This window comes from Desulfoluna sp. (genome assembly GCF_030145185.1).
GTDB lineage: Bacteria > Desulfobacterota > Desulfobacteria > Desulfobacterales > Desulfolunaceae > Desulfoluna.
Window position 1 is genome coordinate 63,917 of sequence record NZ_JAQYWB010000003.1, and the last position, 16,097, is coordinate 80,013.

The following is a 16,097-nucleotide window of genomic DNA, read 5'->3' on the forward strand; positions in this document are numbered from 1 at the left end:
GGCATTTGAATCTTTCTGTCATTTGCCTCGAACGACCTGGCGAAGGCAAGCTGAATAGTTACCTGTTATTTAATGTTTGGTCTTTGCTGAATCGGTCGCAGCTTAAGTCTTGCAGCAGAGCGATTTTTTCCTGAAATTGGTTTTTAGCTAAAATTGACTGGATCGTCGTTTTGATCCATGCTCCTGCCCCCGTTTTGTGAACGGTCCCTTCTTTTAATATCGTGTATTCCCTGTCTGTCATGAGTTCGAGGTTCCCCTTCAGGGCAGATGGTTGAGCGTTTTTCTTGCACTTTATCGCATGCTCTGCTTTTTCTTATTGTGCAATTTTTGTGGGGGGCGAAGCGCTCAGTATGCCTTTTTTGTGCGGGACGTCAGTGTGCCCGAAATGATGGCAAAAGCAAAAATGCCCTTGGACGAACCACCCTAGCAGCCAAAACCTGTCTCTCATTCGTTATCACATCCCAGCGAGCGACTCCCTCCCGGCGGTATCGCGCAAATGCCGCGACGGAGCGCAGCGCGCCTGAAAAACAGCACTGTTGAGAAGTTGAAGAGAGATGGGACCCACAGAACGAAAACACGGTCAGGGCGTTGAGAATGCTGGCACCACGGCATCCTCCTGGGCGCGCCGTGCTCCGCCGCGGCTTTTTTTGCAGGGGACTTGGCCCTATCCCGGACCACCCTCCCAGCCAACACTTGCCTCTCATCCGTTATTACACCCCAACGAACGACTTCCTCCCGGTTGTATCGCTCTGCCGGGGGCCAAATTTTTATCAATTTGTATGAGCTGAGCTTGATAAGCAGGTCTTAATGCATATTTCAGATTTAGATCGAACCTGCTTTCAAGGTGGCTCACCTTGTCGCCGGAGGCAATTTTTTGGGTCAACTTATTATGTGTTCGTTCCTTAGCGGTGTCGCCGCATCGGAGGCATACGCAGAATCGTAACAAAAAAAGGGGCTCTGCGCTGTGCGCGGAGCCCCTTTATAACGGATGGTGTGGCATTTAAGCCACTCCCCCTACTTGCGGTTTGCGTATTCAGCGTAGGTCATGCCTGCGATGCGGTAGACAAAATGCGCCAATTTGGAGAAGGGCACGTACGCAAAGAGGTGGAAGACCAGGATCAGGTGGAGATAATAGACCAGGTAGGTTCCGAAGGTGGAACCGGCCAGTCGGGCCATTTCTGTGAGAAGACCGGTGGCTCCCAGGAGAATGACGAGGCCGAGGAGGTACCAGTCTTTGTAGCCGCTGGACTTGTCTTTGCCCAGACGGTCTTTGATCATCAGAGCGGCGCCCAGAACGATGAGAATCCCGCCTAAGTTACCGAACCACTTGAGGGGGTTGATCTGGGAGTAGGGACCGGCGGTTCCTGCGAGATAGAGCAGCGAGCCGGCAATGACGGTGGCGATAAAGCAACCGACAAACCCGTAGAGGACCATCATGTGGGCCGTGCCACGGGATTTGTTCTCACCACACTCATTGAACTGCTGGTGCTTGAGGATCTTTGGAATCACGGTGGGGACGGTTTTAAGGAGCTCTTTGATGTCGAGGTCCTGCTTGTCGGTTTTTCCTTCGGTCAGGGCATTTTCGTGCATGTCATTGATCATGCGCTTGAGGCCGAGGTAGAAGATGACGACCGATGCGGTGGCCAGAGGCACGAAGGTCGCGTCCACCAACCATGTCGAGACAAAATTGGCATGGGCGATGGGGGCATCCGTGTGGTGAATCCAGTGGACGCCGAAGAATCCGAAGATTTTCTCCATGGTTCCACCGAAGAACATGGTGATGATGGCCATCAGGGCAAACCAGGCCGCCGGAATGGCAGTGAGGATGCCGAGCTTGCTCTTGTCGGTGACCATTTTGGCCAGTTTTTTGGGCCGGGCGTACTCGGAGATGGCGTATGAGCGAATGGCGGAGAGAACATCGCCAGGCTGGGCGCCTCTGGGACACAAGGTGGAGCAGTCGCCGCATTCATGGCAGAGCCAGATGTCAGCGCTTCCCACCACACGGTCCTTAAGGCCCCATGAGGCTGCGATCATCTCTTTTCTGGGGAAGGGTGAATCTTCAGGGGCGATGGGGCATGCGACGGAGCAGCTGGCACACTGAAAGCACTTTTTCAGTGAGTCGCCACCGAGTCCCACGACTTCATCAATGAACTCCAGGTTTGGATTCACAAGGGTATTGTCGGACATGAGAATTCCTCCTCATTGTATTCTGCGTTAGAAACTCGCTTGAGGGGGCCTCTTTCCGTACCGAAAAAGGCCCCCGATCATTCCAGGAAACAGCCGGAGCTTAGAAACCCTTGAAGGGGTTCGGGCCCAGAGCCACTACCTGGTCAACAAAGGCGTTGACGATTTCAGGCAGCTTGTCCGCTTCATCGATACCGATCTCGAACTGAGCCACACGCTCTTCTTCCAGGGCGAGGGAGGCCAGGGCGTCACCGATTTTCTGCATGCGGACATCGGCAAGTTCAGAGCCTTTAACGAAGTGGCACTGATAATCGTCTCCGTGCTTGCAGCCGAGAAGGAAGACGCCGTCCATGCCCTGGGAAAGGGCATCCTTGATCCAGACCACGTTGACGGAGCCAAGGCAGCGCACAGGGATAAAACGCACCTGGGCGTCAATTCCATGTCGCTTCATGGCGGCCATGTCGAGGGCCGGCAAGGCGTCGTTCTCGCAGATGAGACCCAAAATACGCATGGGCGGCTCGTAGTAATCGTCTTCACAGGGAACCCAGACAGACTTCACCTGGGATCCGACGGAGTCGACGCTGTAGTCGGCAAAACTGATGATGCGCTCAGGGCAGGCCCCCATGCAGGTTCCGCAGCGGCGGCACCGGGTGGGGTTCAGCTTCGGGGTCCCTCTTTCATCGTCATCCAGGGCGCCGAAGGGGCACTCTTCAGTACAGCGTTTGCACTGGGTGCAGCGCTGGAAGAAGAAGTCCGGGAAGGTCATGTCGCCACTTCGGGGATGAACCGCCACGCCACGATCGACGGAGGCGAGGCACTGGATCGCCTTTAAGGCGGCTCCGGAGGCATCTTCAATGGACTCTTCCATGGTCAGCGCACGGCGGATGGCGCCGGCAGCGTAGATTCCGGTTCTCTGGGTTTCGTAGGGGAAGCAGATAAAGTTGGAATCTGCGTACCCATCGAAAATGTCGTTGTCACGGAAACCGGGGCCCTGGCGGTAGGCGAGGTTGATGACGGCGTCATCGACGGTCGCCGGAACCATCCCGGCGGCCAGGACCACGAGGTCTGCCTTGACCTTGAGGTTGTCACCGAGAAGGGTGCCATGGACTTCCACGGTAAAGCTTTTCCCCTCTTTGGTGACGGCGGCGATGTCCCCTTTGGTCATGAAGACGCCGTTGTCCTGCTGCATGCTCTTGTAGAAGTCCTCGGTGAGACCGGGGGTGCGCATGTGCTGATAGAAGATGTACGCCTTCCCATCATCGTAGTCTTCACGGACGTATTTGGCCTGTTTCAGGGCCACGAGGCTGGTGACGGAGCCCGCGTACTCGAAGTCGCGGTCACTGCCAGCGCCGGGGCTCTGGATAAAGACGACGTTTTTGGCTTCCTTGCCGTCGGAGGGACGGACAAGTTTACCGGCGGAAGCCATCTCTTCGAACTGGGCGTTGGTGACCACATCGGGGTCGCCGATGGAGAGGTGGGGGTAAGCCTCTGCCGTCAATTCGGCAGGGCGCCATCCAGCTGCCAGAACCACAGCACCGAATCGCTCGCCATTGGGGTCCAGGGTGAGGATGTCTTCCCGCCCTTCGTTGTACTCTTTGTATTTGACGGCCAGGGCCTCGGCGTCCAGCTCGTTGCCCGCTTCATCCACCTTCATCTCCGCGGGGAGGGGGAAGGGGACGTCAAAGGGGATCTTTTCGCCGGGAGTTTTCAGGGTCACCGTGAAGTCACCGGGCTGGCCGGCAATACGAGCCACGATCGTACCGGTTTTTACGCTGATGTTGGAGAAGGTCCCCAACTTGGCGATGGTGTCCCCCACGACCGGAGGCAGCAACTCGGTATAGGGCTCGCCCTGGGGAATCTGCTTGCGCATCTTGGCTGCCCAGCCGCCGAGTTTGGCTTCTTTTTCCACGATGGTGACGTCGGCACCGGTTTTGGCAGCGTCGATGGCCGCGTTCATGCCGGTAATCCCGCCACCGATGACCAGAATCTTGTTGCTCTGGTTTTCCAGCTTGAAGGGCTCGGGAAGCTCGACTTTGTCCAGACGGGCAAGGCTCATGCGGAGGTAGTCGTTGGCGGCCAGTTGGATGTTGTCCACAAAGTAATCGTCGTCATCGGGGCCTTTGGCGGGATACTTTTCCCGGCTCATGGTCCAGATGACCTGCTCACGGACGCTGGCGCGATCCACCAGGCAGTTGTCCCATTTGAAGACGTCGTAGTTGACGCGTCGGGAGCAGCCCACAATGGAGAGGGTGTTCACGCCGTCATTGACATCGGCGTTTAAGAGTTCAAGGCCGGCTTTGCCGCAAAGGCACTCGTGACGTTTAACGGTGAAGCCGTCGTCTTCAGCCACACCCGCCAGCTCGTCCACATTGAGGACATCGCCGATTCCACAACCTGTGCAGATATATACACCATATTTTTTAGCCATGGTTATTTACCTCCCTACTACGGTTTGAATCGCTTTCAGGGCCATACCTGTAGCATTCTGGTTGGAAGAGACAACGTCGGCGGGCTTGTTGGCACAACCGCAACCGAACATTCCACCTTTTTCAAAGTCGTTTACGATGAAACCGCTGTCGTTGAAGGTGAGATCCGCCTGGGGCTTCTCTGTGGAGAGGCTGGGCTGCATGCCGGTGGCCAGAACAACGAGGTCGGCGGTCTGGCGCACTTTTTTACCCGTGACAGCATTTTCAGCCACCACAGTCACGCAGGCGTTGTCGGCTTCGGATACTTCGGCCACTTTGCCTTTGACGAAAAAGACCTTCTCATCCTGCTTCAATTTTTCATAGAATTTTTCATAGCGCTGACCCGGGGCACGCAGATCAATATAATAGATGGTGATCTCGCAATCGGGGTACTGGGCGCGCAGGTAGGTGGCGTGCTTGAGGGAGGCCATGCAGCAGATGTAGGAGCAGTAAGGGAGATGGTTCTCATCCCTGGATCCCGCACACTGAACAAAGACGACGGATTTTGGCGCTGCATTGTCAGAGGGACGAAGAATTTTGCCTTCTGTGGGGCCGGTGGATGACGCCATGCGCTCCAGCATCATGTTGGTGATGATGTTCTGGTGGCGGCCAAATCCCAGGTTGTCGATACGGGTCGCGTCGTAGGGCTTCCAGCCGGTCGCCCAGACCACGGAGGCCACCTTGACGGTGGTCGTGGTTTCCGTCATGGAGAAGTCGATGGCTCCATACTTGCAAGCCTCTTCGCACCTTTTCTTGTCATCGCTGCTGATGTATTCGCTGATGACATAGGTGGCGGGGAAGGCCATGGGGTGGGGCAGGTAGGCCGCCTTGGTGCGGTCCATGCCGAAGTTTAATTCGTTTTCAATTTCGCCTTCACACGCGTCGGCACAGGCGCCGCACCCGGTGCAGTTGCTGTTGACGAAGCGAGGACGGGTTTTCAGGGTGACCTCGTAGTTCCCCGGGGTGCCTTCCACTTTAACCACTTCTGTCATGGTCTGGACGTGGATGGCTGGGTTGTCCTTGATTCTGCGGAAGTTGATCTCAAGGCCGCAGGTGGGAGGACAGAGTTTGGGAAAATACTGGTTCAGCTGGAGAACACGTCCGCCAAGGTAGGCATTTTTTTCAACGAGGATCACCTCGTAGCCAGTTTCAGCGGCTTCGAGGGTGGTGGTCAATCCGCTGATTCCACCGCCAACGACCAAAATGCTTGCACTAGCAGGGGCTGCTTTGTCGATTGTCATGCTATCCCTCCATGCATAAATGTTTATAAACTATTAAAACCTAAGTATTTGCTACTCTTTTAGTGTGCCCGGGGGGGACAGGCCTGTGTCTTTGGTACCCTTCCCTTCGTATCGTGGAGTGCGTGTCCACATTCCGTCGGGCTTCCGCGACGTCGCTGAAGCCCGCAAAAATCTGGACACAACATTTCGGATAAGGAAAAAATGTTTACGGACCTGAATAAAGTCTGCCCCGTGAAAGAGTATTCTGCATTAAAAAAAGCCTCCAGACATCATAAGGGACATCTGGAGGCTTATTTAAGCTAATTCATCACAGTACCCTTTGAATTACTTCATGGGGATGATTCTGTGGTAAGGCTCTTTTTTCATGGTCCATTCGTTGGCCTTCCTGTCGTAGGAAGAGTTCACGAAGCAGAACCATTCTTCGTCGTCCTGGCCGGGGAAATCCGCCTGGTAGTAGAAGCCAGGGTAACGGGTTTCTTTACGGAACTGGATGTGACGAACGTGGGCTTCTACCGTGTAAAGACGGTGGAAGATTTCCCAGCATCTCATGAGTTCATGCAAGTCGCCGGCTGCGAGTTTTTCGCAGTCTTCGTGCATCATGAAGAGCAGGTCATCGATGAGAATCTCGAGGGCCTTTGAGCTGGTCTGGTAGTAAGTGGCTGTACCCCCGCCGTATTCGTTGGTGGCCTTCATGAGACGAAGAGCCATGCCGTCAGGCTTGCAGTAGTTGGGGTTCAGGTTCTGAGCGGTGGTGAATTCGCAGTTGTCGAGGTACGTGCGAACGGGCTTCCATACAAGCTCAACCAATTCTTCTTTGGTCTCGGCCAGCTCAGGCTTGAAGGGGTTGTCCGTGATGTACTGGACCATGCCCTTGGCAGCCACACGACCTTCGTAGTGTGATCCGGAAGAGAACTTATGACCGGAGCAACCCACGCCGTCACCTGCGGTGAAGAGGCCGGGTACGGTGGTCATACGGTTGTAAACCTTGTCGCCAACACCCCATTTGTAAGACTCGGGAACCCAGTCCTCATCGGGACCAGAGCACCAGAGGCCGCAGCAACCGGAATGTGATCCGAGGAGGTACGGTTCGGTCGGCATAATCTCGGAGTCTTTTTTCTCGGGCTCTGTGTTGGTGGCGCACCAGAGGTTCGCCTGGCCACAGGTCATGTCAAGGAAGTCTTCCCAAGCTTCGGATTCGAGGTGCTTGAGCTCTTTCTTGTCCATGGTCTCGCCGAGTTTGGCAAGAGCGAGGGTGGTCTTCATAATGATGGGGCCACGACCGGCTTTCATTTCGAAGATCATGAGGTGGTTACGCAGGCAGGTCGGAGTGATCGCTGCGGTACCATAAGGAGCGAAGTGTGCGAGCTCCTCTTTTGAACGATCGGAGGCGGCGTAGTTTTCGCCGATACCGTTTTCAAGGTGCGCTTTGAAGAGGAGGAACCAAGCACCCACAGGGCCGTAACCATCTTTGAAACGGGCAGGGGTGAAACGGTTTTCCATCATGGAGAGCTCAGCACCGGCTCGGAGGCACATGGTGTAGGTGGAACCTGCGTTCCATACGGGGTACCATGCACGGCCCTTGCCTTCACCAATGGAACGGGGCTGGTAGATGTTTACCGCGCCGCCACAGGCAACCATCATCGTCTGGCACTTGATGATGTAGATTTTGTTCTCACGTGTGGAGAAACCAACGGCACCAGCGATCTTCGAGGGATCGTTTTTGTCGTTTAAGAGCTCAACAATGAATACACGCTCAAGAATGTTCTCTTCGCCGAGGGCCTTTTTGGCGGCTTCAGCAACGATACGCTTGTAGGATTCACCGTTGATCATGATCTGCCATTTACCTGTACGAACAGGCTTGGCACCATCTTTAAGAAGACCCATTTTCAGGCCCTTCTTTCCGTCCATGGTTTTTCCCTCTGCGGATTTTTTCCACATGGGGAGGCCCCACTCTTCAAAGAGATGGACGGAGTCGTCTACGTGACGGCCTACGTCAAAGGAGAGGTCTTCACGGATGATCCCCATGAGGTCGTTACGGACCATACGGGTGTAGTCATCGGGAGTGTTCTCACCAATATAGGTGTTGATGGCGGAGAGGCCCTGAGCGACCGCACCGGAACGTTCCATGGCGGCCTTGTCGCAAAGAAGAATCTTGGTGTCATCGCTGGCCCATTTTTTAACTTCAAAAGCGGTCCCGCAAGCGGCCATACCGCCGCCGACAATCAGAATATCAACTTCCATTTCGACGACTTCAGGGTCGCGAACAGCTTTCAGTTCTCCCAAAGGCTTGTTAGGTAATGCCATTATTATTTCCTCCTAAAAAGAAACTTTTTGTCGTAATCAGAAACACTGGGTAGTGACCAAAAAACCTTAGGCAAGCTCAAGGGGCCGCGCAAGTGTCGCGCCGTCTGCTTCCTCAGTGGCGAGGAGAGCGGAGCTCAGGTCTTTGCCTTTGAGGTCGTTGTAGGCGTTGGCGGAGCCTTCAGAAGTGGTTCTGATGGGGAACTTAAAGCGTTTGATGACGCCGTTGCGGAACTTACAGGTCCACATGATGTCTTCGGTGCCCATCATGGGCATGATGCTGGAGCCCATGGGCACGAAGTCAGAGTAACCTCGGACTTCAATGGCCTGAGAAGGGCAGATCTTGACGCAGGAAAAGCATTCCCAGCATTGATCAGGTTCTTGATTGTACGCTTTCATGGCGGTGGGGTCTAAGACCATCAAGTCGTTGGGGCAGATGTACATACATGCTGTCTTATCCCCGCCTTTGCAACCGTCACATTTTTCAGCGATTACATAGCTTGGCATTTGCTATACCTCCCTGATAGGGCATTGATCACCTGTTCAATGCCTCGTTAACTTTTGGCGATGCTCCCGAGTGGATGCACAACCACTGACACTATTTGCCTGAAGTGTTACAACTCCTGGCTACAATAATAAAAATCATCTATCCACAGAGTTCGTCCTCTCTGTAGACACACAATGTTTTTCTCGAATTGCTTTAATTAATAGGTGATATTTTCTATCAATCCTACTTCCCTTTTTAATAATTAAGCTGCAAAGTATCACCGGGCATAGGGCTTGTCAACAATTTTTAAGGGCCGAAAATCCTTTGAAAAATAGCCTTCTCCTGTGTTTTTCGACCTCTATCCATATCTTCGATTCTGAGTAGACGTTCATACCAGATATAGGTATCTGCTGGAATTTAAATGGAAAGTTTTGACATGGGGGAAGGGCCAGGCTTCGGCGGTAACATCCCGAAGATGCGGTGGGTTCGCGTTATTTTTTAGAATTTTTGCGGATTCGTTAAAAGGAATTTATCATAAGTTGATGTGAACGATGTTCTAGTAAATCAATAATATTGAAGGTTTCCATCAGTGAATTCCCGCTCATCGCCCGGTGGCTCTGCAACAGGGTTTATTTTTGGTTCAATTAAGGTGCCACTCGAAGTGGATGGAGCGCGCGGGCGCGTCTTGACTTTGGTCCGGGCCTGGGAGACCATGGCGGTGTGTGTGTCCTGATTTCCCGATATTCGTAGCTTTCAGCGTGAAATGGGGCGGTGTCGCTTTGGGGTGTGTTGCTTCAACGTGGCTTCGGGAGACGGGATGGCTAATGATTAAATAATGCCGGCTGATTGGCAGATTAAAGAGCAAGCGGAGGTATGATGAGTGGTGAACCACAATACATCGGAATTGACGAATCTTTGACCTTTTCATGCGGTCCTCACAAAGGGTGCTTCAACCAGTGCTGCTGCGATGTGAACCAATTTCTTTATCCCTATGACATCCTCCGGTTGAGCCGGGCCTTGGGGGTATCGACCGGAGAGTTCATCGAGACGTATACCTATATATATATAGGAGACACCACCGGGCTTCCTGTGGTCTCGTTTAAGACCTCTTCACAAAACAATCATGCCTGTCCTTTTGTTACGGAGCAGGGGTGTTCGGTGTATGAGGATCGTCCGGCCTCCTGCCGAATCTTTCCCCTGGCACGGGCTCTGGCACGTTCCCGTGAGGACGGGACCCTTTCCGAATATTTTGCGGTGATCGAAGATCCGATCTGTGAGGGCTTTCAGGGCGGGGCGGTTTGGACCCCGAGGCAGTGGGTCAAGAATCAGGGCCTCACGGCTTACAATGAGCGCAATGATAAGATGATCGAGCTGATCAGCTTAAAGCAGCAGGTGATGCCAGGCCGCCTCGAAGGAGATGATCGCAAAGATTTTGAGTTGGCCTGTTACGATCTCGACGGATTTCGAGCCCGCGTGGCCGATGGCACCCTGGCCTTCGAAGAGGGCCAGAAAAAAGCGATCCTTGAAGACGATGATGCCCTTCTGCATGGGGCCATGGATTGGCTTCGGGAGCGCCTTTTTGGGACCCGTCGGGCCTCATGAGGGTGTGAACCTTAGCCCGGGGGATGAGAAAATCAGACAGAATACCGTGGATTACATTTTGCATTTTTGAATTGTCCGCATTTTTCTTGATAACCTGTTGTAATAACATATTGTTGCTTTTGCACGGTCGTTTTCTCATGAAATATCCGGGTTAGAGCCATTGCGACTCTGGTGCGCAGGGCGGGGGCCCTGCACGCTTGAGGCGGTTTTTTTAAGATCAGATACTTTTGGGAAGGCATGCGCAATGAATGAGGAACGTGTGGCGTTGGTGCTGGGGGCTGTGAAGGGGATTGGGCGTGAGATCGGGCTATCGTTGGCCCGGCGCGGGATTCGGACGGTGCTCACCTGGCACGACTGGGAGGAGAGCCTGCCAGAGATGAGGGCGGCCTTTGAGTCCATCGGGTGTGACCATGAGATTGTTCGCGTGAATTTAACCGATACCGAGGCGGTCCCCGGTCTCATTGAGCGGGTGATGGCGCGGTTCGGACGCCTGGATATCCTGATCAACAATATTGAGCGCGGCGGCATGCCCGTGGTCCACGGCGGTTATACAAAAAATCAGTGGGAGCTGGAGGTGGCCACCACCCTCACCGCCAAGCGGTGGGTCTTTGAGGAGGCCCTGCCTCACTTGAAGAAGGCTCCGGACGGCTGCGTGGTGAATCTCTCCTCTATCTCCGGTATTGTCGGCAGAAGCGGGCCTGCCAGTTACATCTTCAATGAAGGCTACTCAGCCTTGAATCGCGGTCTCTCTCTCTTGACCGAAACCTGGGCCCGGCTGGGAGCCCCCACCGTTCGGGTGAACGAGCTCATGCTGGGTATTATGGACACCCGTCACGGGAAGGCCACCCGTGGCTGGGGCATGTACCCTGATGAGGTGAAAAAGGGGCTCATCGACCACACCCTTCTGGCGCGGACCGGGACCCCGGAAGACGTGGTCAGGGCCGTGGAATTTTTGGTTTTTTACGCCCCCTTTATGACAGGCTCTGTGATTCGCCTGGATGGCGGGTATGTCCTGGGGGGGGATCGGGTGTGGCCCATGCCGGAGGGTGTAGAGAAACTGTAACGTTTTTTCAGTAACTATTCAGCTTGTGCCTCCGGCGGCCCGGCGGCCCTGCCGGGGGCTAAACTTTTGAAAAGTTTAACAAACAGATCTTAAGAATTATCCTCGATTAAATTCCAGTTTAAAAGCGGATGTGATTTGCTCCGAGGAGCGAAGGGAAAAACGCATCCGTAACTTGCTTTCAAGGTGGCACACCTTGCCGCCGGAGGCTTTTTTAGGTGCTGAATAGTTACTTTTTTCTTCGGCTGACATATGGAAAAGGCAGGCCTTCATCGGCGGGGTGGCGCCCCGTGGAAGCGGGTTTGCGCAAGCACTGTTCCTGTCTCCCCGCCCATTCTCGGTGAGCCCTGTTTCCCTATTTCATTTTGATTGTTTTCGACGGCAGACCAAAGAGAAAAACTCGAATCCATTCGAAGCCGAACTTCATCATGGCTGTATCATCCCGTTTGAGTTTCATTTTGAGATCGGACTTTATCTTGCAGCGCTTCAAAAAGGAGCTTTCGAAGATGAAGCTCCTGAAATCATCGACGTTGTAGGCCGCCATGAAGGCCATTTTGGCGCGTTGGCCCGATGGGCCCTCGGCTCCCCATGGGTTATTTTCAAAAAGGGCTTCCACCTCTCCCCAGAGTTCGTTCATGGCATTGTGTTGTTCGGCGTGCTGGTCTTTTTGCCAGGCTTCCGGGGTGAGCTCCCGTTCCTCGTGAATCCCCTCGCAGAAGGTCGGCGGGCGCAGAAAGAGGATCCGCTCTTTTTTTCCTTCGGCGTTGAAAAAGAGGCCGTGCTCGGCTGGAAAGGTCCGGCAGGTGTCGGGGCGGTGCTCGTAGGCGGTGCAGCCGGCATCTGAAAGGAAGACGCAGGTGGCCTCGGCGTCATCCTTCATGCGGAGCAGGAGCTCGGGGAAGTGTTTTCCCTCTCGCAGGAGGGCGTCGGTGTACTGGTCGATGAACTCACCGGCAGAGATGCCGAGGCCCTGTTTCAGGCGCAGTACATCGTAGGGGCTTAAAAAGAGGTTTAAGTTCCGGCAGCATCGGTTATAGCAGGAAAGGCCTGCGTGGCAGCGGAACCGAAAGGTCTCGCCTTTTTTGATGCGGCCGGGAAGGTTTTCAAGGATGTCGGCGTCCAGTTGTTTCATGGTATGTCTTGCTCCGTTCTGAGCCGTCTGGCGGAACCCGCTTTCCAGGTGGTTTTTGCGATAGTGGCCTGGCCACCTTGCCGCCGGAGGCAGGTTTTTTGTCCCTTTACAGTAAAATCATTTCGGCGATGGTTAGTTTCAGGCGATCCGTGAAGCCGGTTTCCTGTCTCAGCGTTTTTTCAAGATGGGCCATCTCTTTATAAAGGGGCGTGCGGTTCAGGGGGCGGTTGTCTGCCGCGGTCTCTTCGTAACGTGAACATCCGGGGCCTTTGAGGACGGAGCCGTCGGGCCGCTCCAGGAAGTGGGCCACGCCGTGGAGGCGACAGACCATGGGCCGATGGGTGTAGAGAAGGCATTGTCCCTCCTCCATGAGGGGGCAGGGAATTTTTTCGAGGGTCTCATCTTCAGCGCGTCGATGGAGGCGGGGGACGGCCTCCTGGGCACGAAAGGTGACGGTGTTGAGGGTCTCTTCTGACAGGCTGTTCAACCCCTCCCTGAGATAGAGCAGCTCCAGCAGGGTGTGGTGGTAAAAAAGCGAGAGGCAGCAGTTTTCTTGACAGCCCGTGCAGGAGAACTCGCCGGCCTCGGAGGCCTCCGCATAGCTGCGATCCATTTTTTTAAACAAAAGGGCGATTCGGTTGATCCATTCCGGGTTTTCGATGGTGATCAGGGGACGGGATGTGTGCATGGGACGTACAGTCCTTTGTCTTGGATGACAGGGGCAGGCCTGGGGCTGCGACCCTGGAAGTGTCGGAGATTTCGCAGGTGGGCTTACACCAGCGACGATGGAAAAAAGAGACGCGCATAGAGTTCCAGGGCATAGCGGTCGGTGATGCTGGCGATAAAGTCGCACACGGCGCGATCTTTGGGCCGGCCTTCTTTTTGTTTTGGCATCTCAAGGGCTAAGAGCTCACTGGTGAAGATCGCATCATTTTCCGGTTGAAGAAAGAAGGTGTAGAGCTCCCGGAGGAGTTTTTTGGATTTGACGAATTCGTTGTGGACCTGGGGGGAGCGGTAGACGTTGTGGTAGAGAAAATTGCGCAGTTCATCCATGGCCCGATGGACCTCGTCTGTGATCTGAAGTTTCATCTCCCCGTTTTCAGGGTGTGAGGCGTAGATAAGATCCCGGACCATGGTGGTCGCTCGTTCTGGATGGGTTTTGCCCAGGACACGCACGCATCGTTCGGGAATTTGCGCCTCACAGATGACGCGGCTTCGAATGGCATCGTCCAGATCGTGGTTCAGGTAGGCCATGATATCGGCTACGCGCATCACCTGTCCTTCCACGGTACAGGCTTTTTCCCGTTTGGTCTCCGGGATGATGATTCCATATCCTTTGGCGTGTTTGAGGATGCCGTCCCGCACTTCATGGGTCAGGTTCAGGCCCTTGCCGTTTTTCTCCAGAACATCGATGACGCGGAGGCTCTGGATCGGGTGAGAAAAATTACCGGAGTAGATCTCTTTTAAAACGGTTTCACCGCTGTGGCCAAAGGGGGTGTGGCCGAGGTCATGGCCCAGGGCGATGGCTTCGGTTAAGTCTTCATTCAGGCGCATGGCACGCGCAGCGGTGCGGGCGAGCTGGGCCACTTCAAGGGTGTGGGTCAGGCGGGTACGATAGTGTTCGCCCAAGGGGGAAAGAAAGACCTGGGTTTTATGCTTTAAGCGTCGGAATGCATTGCAGTAAACGATGCGTTCCCGGTCGCGTTGGAAGTCGCTTCGAATGGGGCACGCCTCTTCCTTCCGCACACGACCCCGGGATTGGGAGCTGGGCAGGCCGTAGGGCGAGATGAAGCTTTCTTCTCTTTTTTCGAACTCTTCTCGTGCTGTCATGATGGCCTCGTTTATGGCTTCAGAACCATCTGTGGTGACGAAAAACACCCATAGAGACATGTTTTTTCGGTCCGCTTGCGTTGCCATTCTCCAGGACAGGCGATCGTCCATGTGCTCGCCAGGCCCAAACAAAATATTCTTTATATAACAGGGCGGGGGGGAAATACAATGGGTGGTGCCGATTCGCCTTGGGGGGGGGGCTTGTGCCGGCCGGTGGGATCGGCTAAAATACGAGCGAGAAGCATGCATTGAAGGAGGCGTCAAGATGACGGAAGGACATCACCTGGTGCTGGGGTCCCTGACGGACTGCCTGACGGGCCGGATCCTGCCGGACACCCACGATGAACGGTATCGGCAAAAGATCGCCCGGTATCTTCTGGGGCGGTGCGGGTTTGCGGTGGCAGAGATTGACGCGTCCCGCATGCTTGAGGTGGTTGCCGGGGAGAAAAAAGCAAGCCTTCCCGTGGGGTTTATCGTCTCTCTCGAGGGGGTCGCGGCCATGGTGGTGCGTTATGGGCCTGGCTCCATGGTCACCCGGCATCGGCCCGGTCGGGCGCTTTGTCTGGTGCTGGCTCCCCATGAAATTCCTGTGGCGGTCGTGACCAACGGCAAGGATGTCGATGTGTTGAGTGGGCGCACCGGTGAGGTTATGGGGCGTGGGTTTGAAGCGATCCCCACCCGGCATGCCCTGGCCCGACTTCTCTCGGAAAAAAAACGGGTGTGGGTCCCCGATGGTCACCGGGAGCTGGCCCATCGCCTTCTCTACGCCTTTGAGGTCGACGGCAGCTGCCCGTGTGATACGTCCATTTGCAAGCTGGATTAAGGGGCGGATTTGTCCATGGGGTTCGCTCCGGCAGGACCGATCGAGGTATTCTCGGCAATCGTTACAGACAGGATTTATTCGGAAGTGGGGTGTGACAGTGGGTGGTGAGGACGATCGTTGGATGAGGGTGGCTCTGCAGGAGGCGAAAGGGGCTCTGGAGGGTGGGGATTTTCCGGTGGGCTGTATCGTTGTGGCCCAGGGGCGTGTGGTGGCGTCGGGACGTCGCAGTGGAACGGCAGAGGGCCCGGGAAACGAGCTGGATCATGCCGAGGTGACGGCTTTGAGGCGCCTGCTGGAGGCCGGGGGGGTGCCGGACGGCTCGGACGCGACCTTGTATTGCACCATGGAGCCCTGCTTGATGTGCTTCGGAGCTATTTTACTCAGCGGGGTCTCTCGCGTGGTCTGGGCGTATGAAGACGCCATGGGGGGCGGGGCCTCCTGTGACCTCTCCAGCGTGGGGCCCTTGTACCGTGAGGCCGGCGTTGCGGTCCAGGGCCGGGTCCTTCGCGGGGAAAGCTTGGCGCTTTTTAAAACCTTTTTCTCCAATCCGGACAACGGGTACTGGAAGGACAGTTTTCTGGAGAGGTACACGCTCACGACGGTGTAGGGGCGGTGGGCGTGGTTTCCTTGTGCTGGCCATCGATCCGCTGGGGACACCGAACCCATCTCGGTTGTTGCGCGCATCCATGGCTTTATCCCCTTTCTCTATTTGTTTTTTTCTGACATTTACTTTCTCCTTTGTTGAAATTGAGCTAAAACAGATATGGCAATGCCACATAACCTTTGGGTAATTTGCAAAACACATGCCATTTATAGAGAGGTGGCTTTATCGCAAGGCCTTGTAATAACGAGGTATCTGCAAGATGGCCTCTCGGAGAATAGAGGGAAAAGTGTCACGAAATCAGGTAGAATGCCTGAATGATTCCCTCGGTGGGTGGGGTGCCTAAGCAGCTAAAAGGGGCCATAGAATCC

At 54.9% G+C, this 16,097-nt stretch carries 13 protein-coding genes; 4 read left to right on the top strand and 9 right to left on the bottom strand.

The features are described from left to right. Window positions 1-58: 58 nt before the first annotated feature. The 6 genes from Q1Q75_RS01365 to aprB all read right to left on the bottom strand — a co-directional run bounded on the left by Q1Q75_RS01365 (window position 59) and on the right by aprB (window position 8,698). Window positions 59-241 (bottom strand): hypothetical protein, encoded by a 183-nt coding sequence (locus tag Q1Q75_RS01365; RefSeq protein WP_300667213.1) that lies wholly within the window; start codon window positions 239-241, stop codon window positions 59-61. 773 nt (window positions 242-1,014) lie between these two features. Beyond that, entirely contained in the window at window positions 1,015-2,187 is a 1,173-nt protein-coding gene (gene qmoC / locus Q1Q75_RS01370; protein ID WP_300667214.1) for a quinone-interacting membrane-bound oxidoreductase complex subunit QmoC, read from the bottom strand. 100 nt (window positions 2,188-2,287) lie between these two features. Further along, the gene (locus Q1Q75_RS01375; protein WP_300667215.1) at window positions 2,288-4,612 is read right to left on the bottom strand and encodes an FAD-dependent oxidoreductase; all 2,325 of its coding nucleotides are present in this window, start codon (window positions 4,610-4,612) and stop codon (window positions 2,288-2,290) included. Between the two features lie 6 nt (window positions 4,613-4,618). Then, a complete protein-coding gene (locus Q1Q75_RS01380) occupies window positions 4,619-5,890 on the bottom strand; it encodes a CoB--CoM heterodisulfide reductase iron-sulfur subunit A family protein (RefSeq protein ID WP_300667216.1) in 1,272 nt (423 codons plus the stop codon). A gap of 324 nt (window positions 5,891-6,214) precedes the next feature. Then, the gene (gene aprA, locus Q1Q75_RS01385) at window positions 6,215-8,194 is read right to left on the bottom strand and encodes an adenylyl-sulfate reductase subunit alpha (protein ID WP_300667217.1); all 1,980 of its coding nucleotides are present in this window, start codon (window positions 8,192-8,194) and stop codon (window positions 6,215-6,217) included. 66 nt (window positions 8,195-8,260) lie between these two features. Continuing rightward, window positions 8,261-8,698, bottom strand: coding sequence for an adenylyl-sulfate reductase subunit beta (aprB, locus tag Q1Q75_RS01390; protein WP_300667218.1), 438 nt, complete (start codon window positions 8,696-8,698; stop codon window positions 8,261-8,263). Between the two features lie 856 nt (window positions 8,699-9,554). Here aprB and Q1Q75_RS01395 point away from each other — a divergent pair. Next, a complete protein-coding gene (locus tag Q1Q75_RS01395; RefSeq protein ID WP_300667219.1) occupies window positions 9,555-10,280 on the top strand; it encodes a YkgJ family cysteine cluster protein in 726 nt (241 codons plus the stop codon). A gap of 244 nt (window positions 10,281-10,524) precedes the next feature. After that, a complete protein-coding gene (locus tag Q1Q75_RS01400) occupies window positions 10,525-11,343 on the top strand; it encodes an SDR family oxidoreductase (RefSeq protein WP_300667220.1) in 819 nt (272 codons plus the stop codon). A 352-nt stretch (window positions 11,344-11,695) separates the two neighbouring features. Here the strand turns inward: Q1Q75_RS01400 and Q1Q75_RS01405 are convergent, their stop codons facing one another. From Q1Q75_RS01405 to Q1Q75_RS01415, 3 genes are all read right to left on the bottom strand, one after another. After that, window positions 11,696-12,472 carry a YkgJ family cysteine cluster protein gene (locus Q1Q75_RS01405; protein WP_300667221.1) on the bottom strand — a complete coding sequence of 259 codons (777 nt, stop codon included), beginning with the start codon at window positions 12,470-12,472 and terminating at the stop codon, window positions 11,696-11,698. A gap of 106 nt (window positions 12,473-12,578) precedes the next feature. Continuing rightward, window positions 12,579-13,160 (bottom strand): YkgJ family cysteine cluster protein, encoded by a 582-nt coding sequence (locus Q1Q75_RS01410; protein ID WP_300667222.1) that lies wholly within the window; start codon window positions 13,158-13,160, stop codon window positions 12,579-12,581. Between the two features lie 83 nt (window positions 13,161-13,243). Continuing rightward, a complete protein-coding gene (locus Q1Q75_RS01415) occupies window positions 13,244-14,302 on the bottom strand; it encodes a deoxyguanosinetriphosphate triphosphohydrolase (protein WP_300667223.1) in 1,059 nt (352 codons plus the stop codon). A 265-nt stretch (window positions 14,303-14,567) separates the two neighbouring features. Here Q1Q75_RS01415 and Q1Q75_RS01420 point away from each other — a divergent pair, with 265 nt between their 5' ends. Beyond that, complete coding sequence (locus Q1Q75_RS01420; protein WP_300667224.1) at window positions 14,568-15,125, top strand: type I restriction enzyme HsdR N-terminal domain-containing protein; 558 nt, start codon at window positions 14,568-14,570, stop codon at window positions 15,123-15,125. 91 nt (window positions 15,126-15,216) lie between these two features. After that, complete coding sequence (locus tag Q1Q75_RS01425; protein ID WP_300667225.1) at window positions 15,217-15,732, top strand: nucleoside deaminase; 516 nt, start codon at window positions 15,217-15,219, stop codon at window positions 15,730-15,732. Window positions 15,733-16,097 lie beyond the last annotated feature (365 nt).